Origin of the sequence: Alcaligenes sp. CHO6 (genome assembly GCF_037120595.1) — a bacterium.
GTDB classification, from domain to species: Bacteria; Pseudomonadota; Gammaproteobacteria; order Burkholderiales; family Burkholderiaceae_B; genus Alcaligenes; species Alcaligenes ammonioxydans.
Genome location: NZ_JBANCI010000004.1, coordinates 240,040 through 258,284 on the forward strand (window position 1 = coordinate 240,040; position 18,245 = coordinate 258,284).

At 59.3% G+C, this 18,245-nt stretch carries 17 protein-coding genes; 6 read left to right on the plus strand and 11 right to left on the minus strand.

From position 1 onward, the window contains the following. Positions 1-36: 36 nt before the first annotated feature. Positions 37-1,005, plus strand: coding sequence for a Bug family tripartite tricarboxylate transporter substrate binding protein (locus V6936_RS15000; RefSeq protein ID WP_003800718.1), 969 nt, complete (start codon positions 37-39; stop codon positions 1,003-1,005). A 17-nt stretch (positions 1,006-1,022) separates the two neighbouring features. Next, positions 1,023-1,778, plus strand: coding sequence for a hypothetical protein (locus V6936_RS15005; RefSeq protein WP_003800720.1), 756 nt, complete (start codon positions 1,023-1,025; stop codon positions 1,776-1,778). Positions 1,779-2,006: 228 nt separating this feature from the next. Here V6936_RS15005 and V6936_RS15010 read toward each other — a convergent pair whose 3' ends face one another. From V6936_RS15010 to V6936_RS15060, 11 genes are all read right to left on the minus strand, one after another. Continuing rightward, positions 2,007-2,837 (minus strand): enoyl-CoA hydratase/isomerase family protein, encoded by an 831-nt coding sequence (locus V6936_RS15010; protein ID WP_003800723.1) that lies wholly within the window; start codon positions 2,835-2,837, stop codon positions 2,007-2,009. Between the two features lie 27 nt (positions 2,838-2,864). Next, positions 2,865-3,632, minus strand: coding sequence for a GntR family transcriptional regulator (locus V6936_RS15015; protein WP_059318421.1), 768 nt, complete (start codon positions 3,630-3,632; stop codon positions 2,865-2,867). Between the two features lie 12 nt (positions 3,633-3,644). After that, positions 3,645-4,445 carry an alpha/beta fold hydrolase gene (locus V6936_RS15020; RefSeq protein WP_003800726.1) on the minus strand — a complete coding sequence of 267 codons (801 nt, stop codon included), beginning with the start codon at positions 4,443-4,445 and terminating at the stop codon, positions 3,645-3,647. A 2-nt stretch (positions 4,446-4,447) separates the two neighbouring features. Further along, a complete protein-coding gene (locus tag V6936_RS15025; RefSeq protein ID WP_003800728.1) occupies positions 4,448-4,819 on the minus strand; it encodes a hypothetical protein in 372 nt (123 codons plus the stop codon). Beyond that, entirely contained in the window at positions 4,819-6,336 is a 1,518-nt protein-coding gene (locus tag V6936_RS15030; protein WP_003800730.1) for a class I adenylate-forming enzyme family protein, read from the minus strand. The genes V6936_RS15025 and V6936_RS15030 overlap by 1 nt, the downstream gene beginning before the upstream one ends. Continuing rightward, a complete protein-coding gene (locus V6936_RS15035) occupies positions 6,329-7,936 on the minus strand; it encodes an ATP-binding cassette domain-containing protein (RefSeq protein WP_003800733.1) in 1,608 nt (535 codons plus the stop codon). The genes V6936_RS15030 and V6936_RS15035 overlap by 8 nt, the downstream gene beginning before the upstream one ends. After that, complete coding sequence (locus tag V6936_RS15040) at positions 7,933-8,913, minus strand: branched-chain amino acid ABC transporter permease (RefSeq protein ID WP_336580051.1); 981 nt, start codon at positions 8,911-8,913, stop codon at positions 7,933-7,935. The genes V6936_RS15035 and V6936_RS15040 overlap by 4 nt, the downstream gene beginning before the upstream one ends. Next, positions 8,910-9,770 carry a branched-chain amino acid ABC transporter permease gene (locus tag V6936_RS15045; RefSeq protein ID WP_003800738.1) on the minus strand — a complete coding sequence of 287 codons (861 nt, stop codon included), beginning with the start codon at positions 9,768-9,770 and terminating at the stop codon, positions 8,910-8,912. Before V6936_RS15045 ends, V6936_RS15040 begins: the two co-directional genes overlap by 4 nt. A gap of 64 nt (positions 9,771-9,834) precedes the next feature. Beyond that, the gene (locus V6936_RS15050; protein WP_003800741.1) at positions 9,835-10,992 is read right to left on the minus strand and encodes an ABC transporter substrate-binding protein; all 1,158 of its coding nucleotides are present in this window, start codon (positions 10,990-10,992) and stop codon (positions 9,835-9,837) included. Positions 10,993-11,317: 325 nt separating this feature from the next. Further along, the gene (locus V6936_RS15055; protein ID WP_059318425.1) at positions 11,318-12,400 is read right to left on the minus strand and encodes a TRAP transporter substrate-binding protein; all 1,083 of its coding nucleotides are present in this window, start codon (positions 12,398-12,400) and stop codon (positions 11,318-11,320) included. Between the two features lie 74 nt (positions 12,401-12,474). Then, positions 12,475-13,314, minus strand: a complete 840-nt coding sequence (locus V6936_RS15060; RefSeq protein WP_336580052.1) for a class II aldolase/adducin family protein — start codon at positions 13,312-13,314, stop codon at positions 12,475-12,477. Positions 13,315-13,484: 170 nt separating this feature from the next. Between V6936_RS15060 and V6936_RS15065 the strand changes: the two genes are divergently transcribed. From V6936_RS15065 to V6936_RS15080, 4 genes are all read left to right on the plus strand, one after another. Continuing rightward, a complete protein-coding gene (locus V6936_RS15065) occupies positions 13,485-14,390 on the plus strand; it encodes a LysR substrate-binding domain-containing protein (protein WP_039943134.1) in 906 nt (301 codons plus the stop codon). Positions 14,391-14,509: 119 nt separating this feature from the next. Then, positions 14,510-15,526 carry a ketol-acid reductoisomerase gene (ilvC, locus tag V6936_RS15070; protein ID WP_059318426.1) on the plus strand — a complete coding sequence of 339 codons (1,017 nt, stop codon included), beginning with the start codon at positions 14,510-14,512 and terminating at the stop codon, positions 15,524-15,526. 33 nt (positions 15,527-15,559) lie between these two features. Further along, positions 15,560-17,065, plus strand: coding sequence for a Rieske 2Fe-2S domain-containing protein (locus tag V6936_RS15075; protein ID WP_003800752.1), 1,506 nt, complete (start codon positions 15,560-15,562; stop codon positions 17,063-17,065). Between the two features lie 51 nt (positions 17,066-17,116). Further along, a complete protein-coding gene (locus V6936_RS15080) occupies positions 17,117-18,127 on the plus strand; it encodes a PDR/VanB family oxidoreductase (RefSeq protein ID WP_003800753.1) in 1,011 nt (336 codons plus the stop codon). The last annotated feature ends 118 nt before the right edge of the window (positions 18,128-18,245 follow it).

The following is an 18,245-nucleotide window of genomic DNA, read 5'->3' on the forward strand; positions in this document are numbered from 1 at the left end:
GCTAAAAACAACCACTCATACCGAGGAGACTTTCTCATGTTTGCAAGCCGTTTCACACGGCGGGCGCTGGCTGCGCTCGTCCTGACATTCAGCCCTGTGGCCGCCTTACACGCTGCCGAGCCCATTCGTCTGGTCGTGGGCTTTGCCCCGGGCGGCGGCGTCGATACCCTGGCGCGGGTAACCGCCCAGGCGCTGAGCAAAGAACTGGACCGCACCGTCATTGTGGAGAACAAATCCGGCGCAGGCGGCACAATTTCTGCCGACTATGTGTCCAAATCCCAAGCCGACGGCAATACGCTGCTGTTTGCAGACACCTCTTTGCTGGTCGCACCTTATATCTACCCGGCTTTGCGCTACGACCTGCAGCGCGACTTTGCCCCGATCGGCATGGTCGGTCAGTCCGATCTGGCTTTGGCCGTCCCCGGCGACAGCCCCGTCAAGAACGTGGCCGAACTGGTCGAAGCCATCCGCAAATCTCCCCCTCAAACCGAAACCTTTGCCTCGGTGGGCGTGGGCTCGGTACACCACCTGGGTGGCGAGCTGTTCGCCTTGAAAACCCAGACAGAACTGGTGCATGTCCCATATCGCGGTGGCGCCCCGGCCAGTCAAGCACTGGCTGCCGGCGAAGTCTCCATGTCCTTTGCCAGCCTGGCCTCTTCGATCGGCCTGGCCAAGTCTGGCCGTATCCGTCTGCTGGCCACCTTGTCCGAGCGCCGCTTTCCCGGCATGCCCGAGCTGCCCAGCGTCTCGGAAACCATCGCCGGCTATAGCGTGACGCCGTCGCTGTTCATGCTGGCACCCCAGAACGTGGACCCGGCCTTTATCGCCACGGTCAGCAAAGCCCTGGAAAACAGCATGCAGCAACAACAGGTGCAGGACGCGTTCCTGGCCCAAGGCTCCGTTGCCGGCTATCAAGATGCCCAAGCCACCGAACAATGGCTGGGTGAAGAAACACAACGCTGGGCCAAAGTCATCGAAAGTGCCCAGCTCGACTTTAAACAATGAACCAAGCAGCTACTGTTATGACGACTGACAACTCTGGCGCCCAGCGCCCCGTACTTGGCCTGATCGTGCCACCAGCCGCCGGTCTGGTGCCTCCGGAAGGCCCGGAAATGTACCCGGAAATTGACTTCATCGCCCAAGGCCTGGCGCTCAGTTCCGTGGACAAGGAAGGCTATGACCAGGTTATTGACCAGGTCGTCGACGCCGCTCAAAAGCTGGCCGCTCGGGGAGCCCAGGCCGTGTCCTTGATGGGGACCTCACTGAGCTTTTACCGCGGCTCGGACTTTAACGAGGAACTGGTGGCACGCCTGCGCGAATCCACCGGTCTGCCATGCTCGACCATGAGCCACGCCATTTTGCGCGGCCTGCGTGTCAGCGGCATCGAACGGGTTGCGGTCGCGTCTTCTTATATTGATGACGTGAACCAGCGTCTGGTCCGCTTTCTGGCCCAGAACCAGATTCAGGCCGTGTGCGCGTATGGTTTGGGCGTCAATGACGTCACCGCCATGTCGCAAATCAGCACGCAAGAGCTGGTCGATCTGTGCCTGAAAACATGGGACATCGCCCAAAAGCAGGCTCCCGGTCAGGCACAAGGTCTGCTGCTGTCTTGCGGTGGTCTGGTCTCGCTGGAAGCCGTGCGTCAGGTCGAGGACAAACTAGGCGTCACCGTCGTGTCCAGTTCCCCCGCTGGCTTCTGGGATCTGGTGGCGACAGCTGGCCTGGATTTATTCCCACAGGGGATGGGACGACTGGCACAAACGCGTCAAACCGCCTGATACCACGATATGGACAGCCCCTTGTCCGCACCCGCGGGAAGGGGCACATAAGACGCTATGGTTGGACACCACAACCACGTAGCGTGTGCCACCCCACAGTCGGACGTGACCGGTTCGGTGTCCACGCAACGCAAAGGGCGGTTCCGGCCTCCCAGCGTCGCGGTAACCCAGGCTAAGCCACATCCAGCTTGAATTGCTCATCGTGCATAGACACGAAAAGCCCCCACGCTACGCCTTCGGTGTGCTGCCCGCCGAGGAGGAGCTTGTTGTCTTGGGGCGGCCCGGCGACAAAAAACCCGCACGCGCCTGGACTCCCTCTACGCTGTCACGGCATACCAGCGCCTGATCGGCATCCATATAAATGCCCAAGCGATTCAACGCATTGGCGACCTGATTCACCGATTCCTTGGTCATGCGAATAATCGCCGCAGGCGACTCCGAAGCCCGCTTGGCTAAAGACTGCGCCACTGCCACGGCCTGACCGGGTTCGCAGACTTCATCCAGCAAGCCCCATTCCAGCGCCTGTTCAGCACCGAAACGTTCGGCCAGCAAGATGGCTCGTTTGGTACGGGCCGCTCCCAGCATGTTCACCATGCGCGGAATGGCACCCCAGCCCATATTCAGCCCCACCTTGGCCTCGGGCAAATACAGAAATGACGCTTGCGAGGCCACACGCCAGTCGCAAGCCAGCGCCAGGGCGACCGAGCCTCCCACCGCCGCGCCTTCAATGGCGGCAATAGTCAGCTGCGGCAGCTCTTCCCACAGGCGGCACAGACGCGCGCCCCGCTGGGCCACATCCCGACGCTCCAGCAAACCGGCCTGTTCATCATTCCACTTTTGCGGGTCCTTCAGATCGATTCCAGCCGAGAAAATATCCTTGGCCCCCGTCAGCACCACCGTGTGAATCTCCAGCGACAAGGCCAGATCCTGCGCCACCTGCGTCAAGGCCAGCAAGGTGTCCTGATCGATCGCGTTGCGGTTCACGCCGCGATCAAAGCGCACCAGCGCGTGGTCGCCCGTCACCTTGACCGTCACACTGCGGCCATATTTGCGTTTCATGAATGTCTCCCCAAAGGTACGGAAAAATCAGCTCTGCGAGCGGTGGCTTCCGTCACTGCGCGACAGGCGTGTGACGTAGCGGAATTCATAAGGCGGGTAAAAGCTGACCGCCACTTCCATGACCTTGCCCGCCTGATTGCGGAAGGTACGGATAATCAGCAAGGCGGGGTCCGCATCTTCATAACCCAGAAAGCGGGCGACATGCGGGGGAAAGCGCGAGGCGGAAATTTCCATCTCGATGGTTTCCACCACTTCGCCACAGTGCTCCTCCAGCAGCGGATAGACACCCCCGGGTTGGGTGGAAATCAGATCCGCCACCGCCTGGTATTCCTTGCGCAGATAGATATCTGTCCAGGAAATACCGCGCTTGCTGCCCGGCACGCTGCGATAGGTCTCCACCTTCACCCAATCGGACGGTTCACCGTCCAGCGCGGTCTCCGGCGGCTGCTTGTCCACACCCGCCGCCTTTTTATGCACGTGCAGATCGGTAAATTCCAGATAGCGTTGCAACTGATCCGTGGTATCTAGCGCCAGGCCGAACTGCGGCTTGGGATGCTGGCGTATCACGGTGGTACCGGCACGGCGACGCCGCTCGATCAAACCCAGATCGGTCAGCTTGCGTATGGCTTCACGCGCCGTGTGCCGACCGACCCCGTACATCTCGCACAGCTCCATCTCGGTAGGCAGCTTGGAGCCGACCGGGTAATGCCCCGAACGGATCAGCTCCAACAAGCGATCGCTCATGTTCTGATACAGGGTTGGCTTGGCACTGGACTGGGATTCGTTGTTTGCCATACGGTTTTCAGTTTAAAGAGACAGGCGGCGCATCGCAGCCAAGGTGTCGCGGGTGAACTGCTCCGGACATTCACTTTGGGGAAAATGCCCGATGCCCGGCCATTCTATATATTCCACCGGAACTTTGCCTTCTCGCAGCAAGCGTTCAACCTCTCGGGCGGACTCTGGTGGCACGGACCAGTCCTCGCTGCCTTCCACAATCACCACCGGGCAGCGAATATCGCTCAAAATCTGCTCCATCCGAAAGCCGCCAAACGCGCAGATATCCGCAAAGGCCACCGCCGGAATGCAACGTCGGGCATCCGTCACCACTTCGAGCGCACGCGTCGGGTCGGACAGGGTGCCCATCAGGGTTCGGAAGGTCACTTCAAACCAGTCGCCCGGGTTGATGCGCGCCATCTCCAGAATGCGCGGGTTATAGCCGGAGGACTTCACTACATTGACTGACGCGCCATCGACCAGCACCAGACCACGAATCCGCTCAGGCGCCATGGCAGCGGCCTGGGCGACAACGCCCCCGCCCATGGAATGGCCCATCAAGACCGGATTCCGGATACCCGCCGCCTCCAGGAACTGCAGCAGATACTGCGCGTTCTGGGGAGTCGCGGTATGCGGCCCGCCAGCCGGCATGCCGCTTTTGCCATGGCCGGGCAAATCCAGCGCATACACCGTGTAAAAGGGCGCAAAGTGCTCCAGCACATATTGCCAGGACAGACTGTCCTGGCTGGCGCCATGCACCATCACCAAGGCCGGACCGGAACCGGCCAGATCGTAATAGGCACGGATACCGTCCGCGGTTGTCACATAAGGCATGCTCAGACCTCCAGCTCGCCCGTCAGACGGGTCAAGGCATACAACAACATCCAGTTCTGCACGCAGGCACGCAAATCGCCTCCCACAACCAGTCGGTGCTGACGCACCAAGCGGTTAAATGGAAAGCCCTGGGCCAGATCCGCAAAGGCGGCACGATCACCTTCCAGCCAGAACGGCACCTCACGCGGCCCTGTGCCTGCCTGCACCCCCTGTTCTGACACGGCCAGCCAAATGTGCTCGCCGGTGTCAGTATTGCGCAGCGCCACACACACATCGGCCAAAACGCTGTGCTGCCGTACAAACTCATCGGCGCTGGCGCGTTGCGCCCAGGCAGCCAGCACCGCAGGATCAAACAGAGATAACGAAGTCAGCATCAGACATACCTTTGTCGAAGAAGGAACTTCTGCACTTTGCCCGACGAGGACTGAGGCAGGGAATCCACAATAAAGATGCGTTTGGGTACTTTAAAGCCCGATAGTTTTTCCCGGCAAAACGCACGCAAGGCTTCCACATCCGGTTCGCGCCCCTTGGCCGGCACAATGGCCGCGACCAGCTCCTCGCCCCAATATTCATGCGGCAGGCCAAACGCAGCAGCCTCGCGCACATCGGTGTGGCTGGCCAGACAGTTTTCCACTTCCAGCGCGGCCACATTTTCCCCGCCTGTCTTGATCATATCTTTGCTGCGGCCCATGAAATAGGCAAAGCCTTCATCATCCACACGAATCACATCGCCCGTGTGCAGCCATCCCTCGGCATCCAGCACCTGAGCGGTCAGCTCGGGCTGGCGCCAATAGCCTTTAAAAACCGTGGGGCCGCGTACCTGCATCTCGCCAGGGCCACGCTGATCGGGCAGCACCTTGCCGTCTGCATCGACCAGTCGATATTGCACATGCCGCCACAGGTAACCGATGGAACCGGGATGCTCCAGAATCTCCTGCGTGTAGCGATTCTTGATCGTGGTGACACAGCTTTCCGTCATGCCAAAGCCCCAACTGAACTCGGCATTGGGAAACACGGTGCGAATCAGGTCCTGACGCCACTGGCCCAAAGGCGCAGCCGCAGTCTGCACAAACCGGGCCGCGGGCAGGGACAGCTCCTTGAATTCCGGATGATCGGTAAGTCCCACCCACATGGCAGAGAGCAAGAACACATGCGTAGGCTGATACAAACGCAATGCATCCATCACCGCATCGGCGTCGAAGCGCGGCACCACATGCAAGCTGCCCCCCGCGTACAAGATCGGGCCATTGATGACCCCGAAGCCCCCGATATGAAACAGCGGTGTCGCCAGCAACGAGCGGCTCGTGGCATCAATGCCCAGCTCCATGATGTAGTTCACGGCATTGGCCGACAGATTGCCGTGCGTCAGCATCGCCCCCTTGGGGGCCGATGTCGTACCCGAGGTATACATGATGATGGCCACATCCTCATCATCCACACGACCAAAGCGATACTGCACCGGGTCGTCCCCGCGGGGATCAGGCAAAGACTCAGGCAGTTTTTCCAGCCACTGTACAGCACGGCTCAAACCACCCGCAGACTCGATCTGCTCACGCAAGGGCCGGTAGGCCGGGTCCACAATGCACACCGTGGGCTGGGCATCATCCAGCAGGTAGCGCAACTCGGCAACGCCATAACGGGTATTGACCGGCACCAGAGAAAAACCGCCTACCGCCGTGGCATGCAGCAAGGCCAGATAGTCGATGGAATTGGGTGTCATGATTGCCACCCGGTCCCCCGATTTCACCCCCAGCCCGTTCAGATAAGCCGACAAGGCGCGCGCACGGGCGCAGAACTGGGCAAAGGACAGTGCCTGGCGATCGTCCGAGACCGCAACCTTGTCGGGGTAGCGCTCGGCGTTAAACATGGCGACCTGGTAAATATTAGGCATGATGCGATGACTCTCCGGCGTGACCCAGATAGGCCGCCGCAATCTGTGGGTTGTTCATGATGTCCCTGCTGTGCCCGGACAGGCTCAAACGCCCGGTTTCCAGCACCACGGCATGTTGCGACAGCTTCAGAGCCAGACGGGCATTTTGCTCCACCAGCACAATCGTGGTGCCGTCCTGGCTGATCTGGCGGATGGCGCGCGCCACCTCCAGCGTGACGGCAGGCGCCAGGCCCAAGGAAGGCTCATCGAGCAACAGCAAACGCGGTCGGGACATCAACGCGCGACCAATCGCGCACATCTGTTGCTCACCTCCAGACAGGTGGCGCCCCTGGCTTTGCTCCCGTTCCAGCAGACGCGGGAAATAGGCGTAGATACGCTCCAGATCCACCGTGATGTCGGCCTGATCCTTACGCAGATAGGCTCCCATCAAGAGGTTCTCGCGTACCGTCAATTCAGGGAACAGCCGCCGACCTTCGGGGGACAAGGCAATGCCCAGAGTCACCCGGCGCTCCGCGCTTAAGTCCTGAATGGGCTGGCCTTCGAGCCGGATTTCTCCTTCGGCCACCGGCACCAGGCCGCTAATGGCTTTCATCAAGGTCGATTTGCCCGCACCATTGGCTCCGATCACGGCACACACACTGGCTTCTTCTACTGCAAAACTGACCTTGTCCAAGGCCCGTACCGCGCCATAGGACACACTCAAGTCCTTGATTTCCAGCATGGGCACAGGCTTGTTGACCTTGGTCGCTCCCTGACCAGCCGTAGAGACCGAAGCCGAGCGTCCCGTACCGTTCTGCGCAGCGCGGGCCTCCACTGCTGGCTCCAGCCCCGGCTCCTTGTCCAGATCCGCACCCAGATAGGCTTCAATCACCCGCGGGTCCTGACGCACTTGCGCGGTCGGGCCTTCGGCCAGCAAACGACCGTTAACCAGCACCACCAGCTTTTGGCACAGGCGCATCACCAGGCCCATATCGTGCTCGACCACCACCACATCAATGCCACTGGCATGGATGCGTTCGATCAGGTCGGCCATGGCCACGGTTTCCACCGGGTTCAGGCCAGCAGCGGGCTCATCCATTAAAAGAAGGCGCGGCATGGCGGTCAGGGCCATGCCCACACCCAAAATCTTCTGCAAACCGTAGGCCAGTGAATCGGCCTGCTCATTGGCGACAGACTCCAGGCCAATCAAGGCCAAGGCCTGTTCTGCCTGCCGCGCGGCCTCTTCGCGGCCACGACGCACACCCCAAGGGTTGAACAGCGACCAGGGGGAGGGAAACTGACGGAACAGGGCAGCGCGATACAGGTTTTCAAGTACCGTATGACCGGCAAAAACATGCGTCATCTGGAACGTGCGCACCACGCCCTGACGCGCCAAGGCTGCAGCCGGACGACCCGTAATGGCGGCACCATCCAGGGTGACCACACCCGCACTGGGTTTGGTCGTACCGGCGATCAGGTTGAACAGCGTGGTTTTGCCAGCTCCGTTAGGACCGATCACCCCGGTAATCTGACCGGGAGCAGTGCTAAAGGACACCTCATCGACCGCACGGATACCACCAAAATGTCGGCTCAGCCCCTGGACATTCAATTGCACGCTCATGCGGCCTCCTTGCGCGCGCCGCGCCACTTGTTCCACAGTCCGGCCAGTCCTTGCGGCATGAACAACAGCAGCAGAATCAAGGTCAGGCCGTAGATCAGGCGTTGATACTGCTGCAGGTCGCGCAGCAACTCCGGCAAGGGGATCAAGATGGCTGCGCCAATTACCGCACCGGCCAATGCCCCCACACCCCCGAGCACATTCATGATGACGGCGTTCACCGCTGTCCAGAAACCGAAGGAATCGGGCGAGATATAGCCTTGATAGTGGGCGTACAAGCTGCCCGTCCAGCCAGCAATCAGGGCGCTAAGAACAAACACACTGACCCGGAAACGCAGCACATTCAAGCCTCCGGAGCGCACCAGTTGTTCGTTCTGGTGCAAGGAGTCGGCCACCATGCCCCATTCGCGACGGTACAAGGCCCGCAGCACGAAATACACCAGCAGCGCAAAGCTGACCACAATCAGGTACACGCCATACCGCCCTTCGGGAATCGGCAGGCTGTCCTGCAAAGGCGGAATCTGCCCAAAGCCGTTATTGCCGCCAAACAGTTCGTGGAACTCGATAAAGCACAGCACCACGGCTTCGCCCAGGGCGAAGGTCAAGAGTGCGAAATGCACACCCTTGATACGCATAAAAATAGGGCCGGTGATCACAGCCAATGCTGCCGTCAGTACTCCGGCGCCCAAAAACGCGGCTGGAAAAGACCAGCCATAATCCCGGCTCAAAATGGCCGAGGCATACGCCCCCAGCCCGAACAGGGCACCATGCGCCAGCGAGAGCTGGCCGATGCGCAGCACCAGATTCATGCTCATGGCCAGGCAGGCGTACAAGGACACCATGATGGCCAGATGCAGGGCAAAGCGAGGCTGTCCGGCCCACACGGGCCAGCCCAGCAGCACCGTCACCACCACGGCATGCCAAACCCAGTTCAACACGCCATCGCGCGGATAAAAAGACACTGTTTTGATCGCGCTCATGACGATTTCCCCATCAAGCCGCTGGGCTTGACCAGCAACACAGCCATCACGATCAGGAAGGACAGCATGGTGGCCACGGTCGCGTTATAGAAGGTAGACGCCACCGCCTCGGTGACGCTCAGAATCAGGGCGGCCACCACGGCACCGGGCAAGCTGCCCAGGCCCCCCAGGACCACAATAATGAAAGCCTTCACCACTACGGCTTCGCCCATATAGGGATGCACGGTATAGACGGGTGCCATCAGAGCGCCAGACACACCCGCCAAGCCACAGCTCAGTGCAAAGGTGAAGGCCATGATCTTCCAGGAGCTGACGCCTTGCAGACGCGCCACTTCCCGGTCCTGCGCCACCGCACGTATGGTCATGCCGATACGGGTGCGCTCAATCAAGAAGTAAAAGGCCGCCAGCGCCAGCACACTCATGCCGACGATCAACAACTGGTCCTTGGCGAAAAACGCCTGACCGATCTGCCAGGCGCCTTCCACCGGACGGCGTACCGATTGCTCGTCCACCGAGAACAGCAGCGAAATCCCGGCTTGCAAGGTAATCGCCAACGCCAGGGACATGATCATGCCGCCCATCTCGTCGCCCACAAAGCGACGGAACAGGCCACGTTCAGCCAGTAAACCCAGGAATCCCACCAGCACGGCAGCGGCCGCGATAGAAGGCAGATAGGACCAGCCAAACTGTCCGTAAAACACATACATGGCATACGCGCCCAGCATGTAGAACTCGCCGTGGGCGAAGTTCACCACCCGCAAGATGCCAAACACCAATGTGAAGCCCAGGGCTACCAGGGCATACACAAAGGTGGACATCAGGGCGATGATGGCGATTTGCATTGCAATCTGCATCATTGCTAACCGTATCAAGGGGCACTGCACCCGCGTGGCGCAGTGCGAACTGAGACAAGCCCGATATTTAACGGGCGTCGAACTTGTTGATGACCTTGGCCTTGCCATCCTCGATCACGCCCAGATAGGCCGGGGTCGCGATCTGGTGGTTCACGCCGTAAACATCTTTGCCGCCCCAGACAATGGCGCCCTGAATGCCGTCATAGCTGGTATTGGCCTCAATGCGGGCACGCACGGCATCGGTATCCTCCACCGTGCCGGCTTCCTGGATGGCCTTGAACAGCAGACGGGTGGCATCGTAGAAGTAGAAAGCAAAGTCATCCATGCTGTTGCTGTGGATCTTGGCGTAGGCCTGGCTCAGCTTCTGATAAGGCTCGCTGGACGGATCAGCCGATAAATAGACCAACGTGCCTTGTGCGTTGTCAGCACCGGCAGACTTCACGGTTTCAGCCACATTATTGCCACCAAATTTGGTGAACTGGCCTTTGAATCCCATCTCTCGCGCCTGGCGAATCACGATACCGGCCGGGCCGGGGGGCACCGTATCCAGTTCGATAAAGTCCACATTTTTGGCCAGAATGCTGGTCAGCAAGGTACGAAAGTCATTTTGCGACCGCTCAAAGAACTTGGTCTCGGCTACGTCGTAACCGGCATCCTTATAAGCAGCCGTCTGAATTTTCTGGGTGCTCCAGCCGGTGGCGTCATTGGGCGAGAGAATCGCCAGACGTTTCAGCTCAGGACGTTCCTGTTTCAGCCAGCCAATCAACTGGCGGTTGTATTCATACTGCGTAGGCAGCACGCGGAACATATATTTTGTGTTTGCATCCAGCACTTCGGTCGAGTAGCTGTTGGACAGCATGATGACCTTGTTGCGCTCGGTAATGGGCTTCATGGCCATGACCGAGGCCGAGCCAATCGGGCCGATGATGTATTTCACTTCGTCCTGATCGATCAGACGGTTGGTGGCCGTGACCGCATCGGCAGCCTTGTAATGGTCGTCGTAGGTCAACACCTCAACCTTGTATTTCTTGTCGCCCACCTGCAGACCACCGGCCTGATTGACTTCATCCACGGCGATTTTCACGCCTCCATCAATCGCCAGTCCCCAGGGCGCGCCTGGTCCCGTCATGCCTCCCACCACACCCAGCTTGAGCGTTTGAGCCTGCGCGCCCAGCGCGGCCACCATCCCTGCGACCGCCAGTACACTCCGAATCCCGTTTTTCATGGACCTGCTCCTATTAATTGACCGGACATAATTATTGTTTGATACGAACAATATAATAAGGAGGCGATACTTGTCTACGAAAATATGGATTGATAATGACCTTATAACCAGCGCACACAGAGCAATTCGTCTGAAGTTAAGGGAAAACACCGACCCAGTCGGTCAGTTTATTTGTACGGACCTTAATTCATATGTTTATACAAAAAACGCATAACGAATGCAGTCACCTGCCTGCCAGACAGAGCACACCGCTAGCAGGCTGACAAAAAAGCCGCTTTCCATCATGGAAAGCGGCTTGCAGTCCAAACATGTCTCTACCCAGCATTTACAGATTCACAGACTGCATATATTGGTCAAAGCGTGCTTCCGCAAAGCGGAACCACAACAGCTCATCTTTTTGAAAGGCACGGTAGTCGGCATAGATTGTTCGCCATTGCGGATTGCTTTCACTCAGTTCGGCATACAACTGCTCGCTGGCCTTGAAAGAAGCGTCCAGCACCTCTTTGGAGAACGGCAGCACCTTGGCTCCCTGCCCAACCAGTTCTTTCAAGGCACCCGGGTTGCGAGCATCGTATTTGGCCTGCATATCCAGGTGTGCATAGGTGCTGGCCGCCGCGACGATGTCTTTGTAATGCTGGGACAAGCCCTCATAGGCTTTCTTGTTCACCAGCAGATCCAACCCTACTGAACCTTCCCACCAACCGGGGTAATAGTAATAGGGCGCGACCTTGTGAAAGCCCAGTCGCAAATCGTCATACGGCCCCACCCACTCAGCGGCATCAATGACACCCTTTTCCAGGGCCTGGTACACCTCGCCACCGGCGATGTTCTGCGGAATGCCACCCAGCTTTTCAATCACCTTGCCCGGCAGTCCCCCAATGCGGATCTTCAGCCCCCGGATGTCATCCGGCGTATTGATCTGCTTGCGAAACCAGCCCCCCATTTGCACCCCGCTATTGCCACAGGGGAAATTGACGATGTTGTAGTTGGCATAAAAATCCCGGGTCAGCTTCAAGCCATTGCCGTGATACATCCAGGCCGTCAACTGCCGGGAGTTCATGCCAAAGGGGATGGCACAGCTCAGGGCAAAGGCTTCGTTTTTACCAAAGAAGTAGTAGGGCGCCGTATGGGCCGCTTCCACCGAGTTTTGCTCAAGCGCATCCACCACCCCCATCGCCGGCATCAGCTCTCCGCCCGCATGCACCGAGATAGTAAATTTGCCATCGCTCAGTTCCCGCACCTTCTGGGCAAACACTTCGCCCCCGCCATAAATCGTATCCAGATTCTTGGGGAAGCTCGATGCCAGTCGCCAGCGCAGATTCTCTTGCGCCTTGACAAGGGCAGGGGCCATGCCACTGGCCACAATACCGGCCAGGCCGGTCAGTTTCAGCATTGCTCGTCGTTCCACGCTTGTGTCTCCTCGTTTTATTTATGCGAAATCAGCAGCTTGTCCCCCAACGGCCAAGCTGCCTGCGGGACGGATCAATCAAACATATCGGGCTGGGTGCGCAACAGGTTTTCCCAGATGGGCTGAAAGTGCAGCCAGCCAATGTATTCACTGCCTACGTGCTCACGGCTGTAGCGGGCGCGTTCGGGCGTCACCAGCGTCGGAGTCATGCCGGTTGCGGCAATCATCAATTGCTGCTGGCAGCAGCGTTCCAGCGCAATAAACCAGAAAGCAGCCGCTTCAATGCTGTGGCGGCTGGCCGTCAGCAAACCATGGTTCTGGTGGATGGCCGCCTTGACACCGGCAAAGGCATTGGCCACTTTGTGACCCGCTTTGGTTTCCACCGCAACCTGACCGGCTTCTTCGCGAATGACGACATGGTCTTCAAAAAAGGCGGCCGCATCCTGCGTAATGGGCAAAATCTCCTGCCCCAGCGAGGCGAAGGCCGTGCCATAGACGGTATGCGCATGGCACATCGCCACAATGTCAGGATGAGCCTCATGCACAGCGGCATGCAGCACAAAACCCGCGCGGTTCAGGGCGTAATCCCCTTCCACAACCTTGCCTTCATGGTCTGCCAGGATCAGGTTCGATACCTTCACGTCAGCAAAGTGCACGGCCATGGGATTGGTCCAGTACAAGCTGGGGTGCTCGGGATCGCGAATGGTCAGGTGGCCTGCGAAACCATAGTCCAGACCATGAAGCGCAAAAGCACGGCAGGCGGCCACCAGGCGCTGCTTCAAATGCGTGCGCGCTTCCTCAAAAGAATCGAATTGAGGCTCTTGCGGGTAGATCAGGCCTTGCTGTTCGGGCTGGTAAATCGACTTTCGGCCCGTCATGGCCAAAATTTCATTGATATCGGGTTTAGCGTTCATGGGAGGGTCTCCTTCGGGTTCGGCAAGATGTTGCGTTGCCCGCACGCCAGCCCATCGAGCGCAGCGTACGGGTAAAACGTAAAACCATGGTAGAGGTCGAAAACCATGAATGACAAACGAAGCTTTTTCAGCTATTGATTAAAAATATTCACCTGAACAAGGCGCCACTGATGCGAGCCATTCCAAATTTCGCCTGGTTACGGGCATTTGAATCCGCCGCCCGCTTAGAGAGTTTCCGCTTGGCAGGCGACGAGCTGCACCTGACCCCCTCGGCTATCAGCCATCAGGTCAAAAGCCTGGAAACACATCTGGGTCGCAATCTGTTTGTGCGCCATAACCGCCGTGTCAGCCTGAACAGTCACGGTCAGCAGTTCTATCGGGAGCTGAGCCCCTTGCTGGACCAGTTGGCCCGCTTGTGCGAGGACACCCAGGGCAAGACCGCAATTCACCCGGCGCTGACCGTGCATTGCGCCCCCAGCCTGGCGGTCAAATGGCTGGGACCACGTCTGCATGCTTTCATGCGCGATCATCCTGGCCTGCCCATCCATCTGCGTACCGACGCCACTCCCCCGGATCTGCATCAGTCCACCGACATTGACTGCGTCATCAGTTACGGACACGCACCAAGCCACGACCCCCGACTGGTGGTCGAGTCGCTGCATCCCGAACCGTTGTTGCCCTTGTGCTCACCCAAGCTCTACGCCAGTCTGGCCCTGCACCAACCCTGGTACCTGCACCTGCCCCTGATCGACTCCACCATCAGCCCGGTCAGTTGGGCGGACTGGTTCGGCAGCAATGGCATGGCCGTCTCTCCCGGCCCCAGGCTGTCCTTTGATCGCGGCGCCATGGCGGTAGCCGCTGCCGTGGACCAGTTGGGCGTCTGTCTGGAAACCCAACGTTTTGCCGAGCGCGAACTGGACAACCGGGAGCTGATCGTTCTGCCCGCTCCCAATGGTCGCAGCCTGCAGCGCGAGATGCATTTTCTCTACTACCGCAATCACCGCGACACGCTCAAACGCGTGGAACACCTGCGTGAATGGCTACTGCGCGAGGCCAGCCTCAGCCCCGTGCGCTGAGCAAACACACTGCCCTAGGGATTTCCCCCGACCTGACAATTTTTCCTTGACACCTCGAATATCGCCCCACAATACTGAACTCTGTATACAGAACACAGAATCCACCAAAAGGAGGCAGTATGAAGGTGTTTTATGACAAGGACGGCGATCTGGCCCTGGTGCAGCAACGCCGGGTTGCCATCATCGGCTACGGCTCTCAAGGCCATGCACATGCATTGAATCTGCGCGATTCTGGCGTGGAAGTGGTTGTGGGTTTGCGCCCCAACAGTACCTCGCGTCCAAAGGCCGCCATTGCCCGTCTGGCTGTGGCCGACATCGCGTCTGCCGTTCAACAAGCCGACATCGTGATGATGCTGCTGCCTGACGAGGACATTGCCCGCGTCTACGAGCAGGAAGTCGCTCCCCACATCCGCCCCGGCGCCACGCTGGGCTTTGCACACGGTTTCAACATCCATTACGGTCAGATCCAGCCCCGCGACGATCTGGACGTCATCATGGTCGCCCCCAAGGCGCCCGGCCACACGGTGCGCTCCACCTATGTGGAAGGCGGCGGGGTTCCCCACCTGATCGCCATTCATGCCGACCGTTCCGGTCAGGCTCGTGACCTGGCCCTGTCCTACGCCATCGCCAATGGCGGCGGGCGCTCCGGCATCATCGAAACCGATTTTCGTGAAGAAACCGAAACGGACTTGTTTGGCGAGCAGGCGGTGCTCTGTGGCGGCATGGTGGATCTGGTCAAGTGTGGCTTCGAAACCTTGGTCGAAGCCGGCTATGCCGAAGAAATGGCCTATTTCGAATGCCTGCATGAACTCAAGCTGATTGTGGATCTGCTATACGAGGGCGGCATCGCCAACCTGAACTACAGCATCTCCAACAATGCCGAATTTGGCGAATACCAGGCCGGTCCACGCATCGTGACCGAAGACACACGCCAGGCCATGAAAGCGCTGCTGCGCGACATTCAGGACGGCACCTATGCCAAGAATTTCATCCTGGAAAGCCGTGCCGGCCAACCTTCTTTGAATGCCCATCGACGTCTGAACCAGCGCCACCGCCTTGAAATCGTCGGCGAGCAGTTGCGCGCCATGATGCCCTGGATTCAGACCCAGGCCCTGGTCGACCGAAAAGTAGCCTGACCCTTCCACCATTGATCTGTACACGAGGACGACATGACCGAAAAAAAACTGATTCCCTACGGCGGCTATTACACCAACCGCATCCCCGAGCATGACCCTGAACTGACCGAAGTAGGCCCTGGCACGCCCATGGGGGAGTACATGCGTCGTTTCTGGCACCCCGTTTGTATGGCGGCAGAGCTGACAGACACGCCCCGCTTTCTGAAGATCCTGGGTGAGGAACTGGTCGCCTTTCGCGACAAAAGCGGCCAGATCGGCGTCTTGCACGCCCATTGTGCGCACCGTGGTGCCTCGCTGGAATACGGTGCCATTCAGGAAAAGGGCATCATGTGCTGTTACCACGGAATGGTGTTCGATGTGGACGGCACCTGTCTGCATGTGCCGTACCCCAAAGGCGAAGAGGCCGAAGGCGAAAAATATGCCTGCTCCATCCGTCAGGGTGCCTACAAGGCCTTCGAGCGCCATGGCCTGATTTTTGCCTATATGGGCCCACCCGATGCCGAACCTCCTTTCCCCGAATGGGAGGAAAACTTCACCGTCATGCCCGGCGATGAACTGGTGGCTTTCAGCAACTTCCAGCACTGCAACTGGCTGCAAGTACAGGACAATGCGGCCGACAACTTCCATCCCACGGCCTTGCACGCCGCCAAAAACGTGGTGGGCGGCAACTACCAGGGCACCACCTTCGATGAGGTGGGCGCGGCCTCCATGGAAGTGGCGCCCGACATGCAGTTCATCCCTGTCCACAACGGTCGCAGTCTGGCTTGCGCCGGCGCGCGTCGTGCCAGCAAGGATCATCTGTTTATCCGTGTTCAGCACCAGGTACTTCCCAACCTGAGCCTGCATGCCTACACCTCGGAAGATGGCTCGCAAGAAAAATTCTTCAGCCGCTTTCACATCGTGCGCTGGACGGTGCCGGTAGACGACCAGAACAGCAAAATGATCGGCTGGCGCGTCATGGGGCCAGGGATTGATACACGCGCAGTGGGCAACAAGGACATGGTGGGCTATGAGACCATCGACTTTCTGGAAGGGCAGGTCGCCATGCGACGCCCTGAACGCTTCGGCAAGTACAAGCTGGAAGACCTGCCGCCCATCCCGTCCGATCACCGTGCCCGCCACAACTACAAGGAATGCCAGCAGGCACCCGGCGATTACGAGGCCATCATCAGCCAGCGTCCGATTGCCGTCCATGCGCTGGAGAACCCGACCAAGTTTGACGCTGGCTTGTACATGTTCCGCAAGATGCTGCGCGATGCCTTGCGTGGCGCCAACCCGGCCGCCACCCCGGAAGGCTTTGCCCAATGGCTCAAAGACTGCGGTGGCGCGCCCAACAGCTACTGTTCGGGCAATGTGCTGTCCATCCCCGAGTCCGACGATGTGGCGCAGGAAGTCTCCCGCCGCCGCCATGCCACCCGCGAGATCGTGCGCATCCTGACCTCTGCCGATGGCATGAAAGGCGCCGAACGTGAAGCCTTCGTCAAGCAAAGCATGCAGGAATTGCAACAATCGCTCAGCGCTGTCGCTGCCCAGGCCTGATCGCCCGCCGCACCCGCCCCATCGGAGCGGGTGCCCCCTACGGAGAGCACCATGAACGCCATTGCAGAACCCGCCACTCCCGTCCAGGCGGTCACCCAACCAGACGGGCTGCTATCGCTGCAGATCCGGCAGATCCGCTACGAAGCGCAGGGTATCAATTCCTACGAGCTCTGCTGTCCTCACGGCGGGGAACTCCCCCCTTTCGAAGCCGGGGCCCACATTGATGTCCATATCCAGGCCGGACTGATCCGCCAATACTCGCTGTGCAACCCGCCGCATGAGCGTCACCGCTACGTCATTGCTGTCTTGCGCGATGCCAATGGACGAGGCGGTTCACGCACCTTGCACGACGCCTTGCAGGTCCAGCAGCAGGTAACCGTCAGCACACCCCGCAATCATTTCAGACTGGACCCGCACGCCCGCCGCTCCATCTTGCTGGCCGGGGGGATAGGCATTACCCCCATCAAGGCGATGGCCCACTTTCTGGAATCTCAGGGCCAGCCCTTTGAATTGCACTACTGCACCCGCAACACCAACACGGCAGCCTTCGGCCCTGAACTGCGCAGGTGGCAGGAACAAGGCCGCCTGCATCTGCATCTGGACAATGGCAATCCGGCACAAGGTCTGAACCTGCAGGACTTGCTGGCCAATACAGATGAAGGCACCCACGTGTATTACTGCGGCCCAGCCGGTTTCATGCAGGCCTGTGCCCAGGCCAGCTCACACTGGCCTGCCGGTTCCGTGCATTGCGAACACTTCAAGGCGCCCGAACCCGCCCCCAATGCCAATACCCTGCCTCCCGGTGCCTTCGTGGCGCAAATTGCCAGTACCGGCCAGTGCATTGAGGTTGCCCCCGATCAATCCCTGAGCGATGCCTTGACACAAGCAGGCGTGCCTATTGCCACCTCCTGCGTATCGGGCCTGTGTGGCACCTGTCGCATCACCTACCTGCAAGGGGATGTTGATCACCAGGACTACATCCTCAGTCCCGATGAGCAAAGCCATTGCCTGACCGCCTGCGTTTCACGCGCACGCTCGGGCGTACTGGTTCTGGACCTGTAAGGCCATCCCCTGGTCCTGGCTCCCGCCAGGGCACACCCCATTTACTTCGGGCACGATCGTGGCCCAAGGAGTCACCACAGCACCTGCTACCACACGGCTTGCACACGGCCGCCATCAA

What these genes read in the sequence shown, in the direction of transcription:
- V6936_RS15040 (WP_336580051.1), bottom strand. Translation starts at nt 8,913, where the DNA reads ATGAGCGCGATCAAAACAGTGTCTTTTTATCCGCGCGATGGCGTGTTG.
- V6936_RS15005 (WP_003800720.1), top strand. Translation starts at nt 1,023, where the DNA reads ATGACGACTGACAACTCTGGCGCCCAGCGCCCCGTACTTGGCCTGATC.
- ilvC (WP_059318426.1), top strand. Translation starts at nt 14,510, where the DNA reads ATGAAGGTGTTTTATGACAAGGACGGCGATCTGGCCCTGGTGCAGCAA.
- V6936_RS15010 (WP_003800723.1), bottom strand. Translation starts at nt 2,837, where the DNA reads ATGAAACGCAAATATGGCCGCAGTGTGACGGTCAAGGTGACGGGCGAC.
- V6936_RS15000 (WP_003800718.1), top strand. Translation starts at nt 37, where the DNA reads ATGTTTGCAAGCCGTTTCACACGGCGGGCGCTGGCTGCGCTCGTCCTG.
- V6936_RS15025 (WP_003800728.1), bottom strand. Translation starts at nt 4,819, where the DNA reads ATGCTGACTTCGTTATCTCTGTTTGATCCTGCGGTGCTGGCTGCCTGG.
- V6936_RS15030 (WP_003800730.1), bottom strand. Translation starts at nt 6,336, where the DNA reads ATGCCTAATATTTACCAGGTCGCCATGTTTAACGCCGAGCGCTACCCC.
- V6936_RS15045 (WP_003800738.1), bottom strand. Translation starts at nt 9,770, where the DNA reads ATGATGCAGATTGCAATGCAAATCGCCATCATCGCCCTGATGTCCACC.
- V6936_RS15060 (WP_336580052.1), bottom strand. Translation starts at nt 13,314, where the DNA reads ATGAACGCTAAACCCGATATCAATGAAATTTTGGCCATGACGGGCCGA.
- V6936_RS15080 (WP_003800753.1), top strand. Translation starts at nt 17,117, where the DNA reads ATGAACGCCATTGCAGAACCCGCCACTCCCGTCCAGGCGGTCACCCAA.
- V6936_RS15020 (WP_003800726.1), bottom strand. Translation starts at nt 4,445, where the DNA reads ATGCCTTATGTGACAACCGCGGACGGTATCCGTGCCTATTACGATCTG.
- V6936_RS15035 (WP_003800733.1), bottom strand. Translation starts at nt 7,936, where the DNA reads ATGAGCGTGCAATTGAATGTCCAGGGGCTGAGCCGACATTTTGGTGGT.
- V6936_RS15050 (WP_003800741.1), bottom strand. Translation starts at nt 10,992, where the DNA reads ATGAAAAACGGGATTCGGAGTGTACTGGCGGTCGCAGGGATGGTGGCC.
- V6936_RS15075 (WP_003800752.1), top strand. Translation starts at nt 15,560, where the DNA reads ATGACCGAAAAAAAACTGATTCCCTACGGCGGCTATTACACCAACCGC.
- V6936_RS15015 (WP_059318421.1), bottom strand. Translation starts at nt 3,632, where the DNA reads ATGGCAAACAACGAATCCCAGTCCAGTGCCAAGCCAACCCTGTATCAG.
- V6936_RS15065 (WP_039943134.1), top strand. Translation starts at nt 13,485, where the DNA reads ATGCGAGCCATTCCAAATTTCGCCTGGTTACGGGCATTTGAATCCGCC.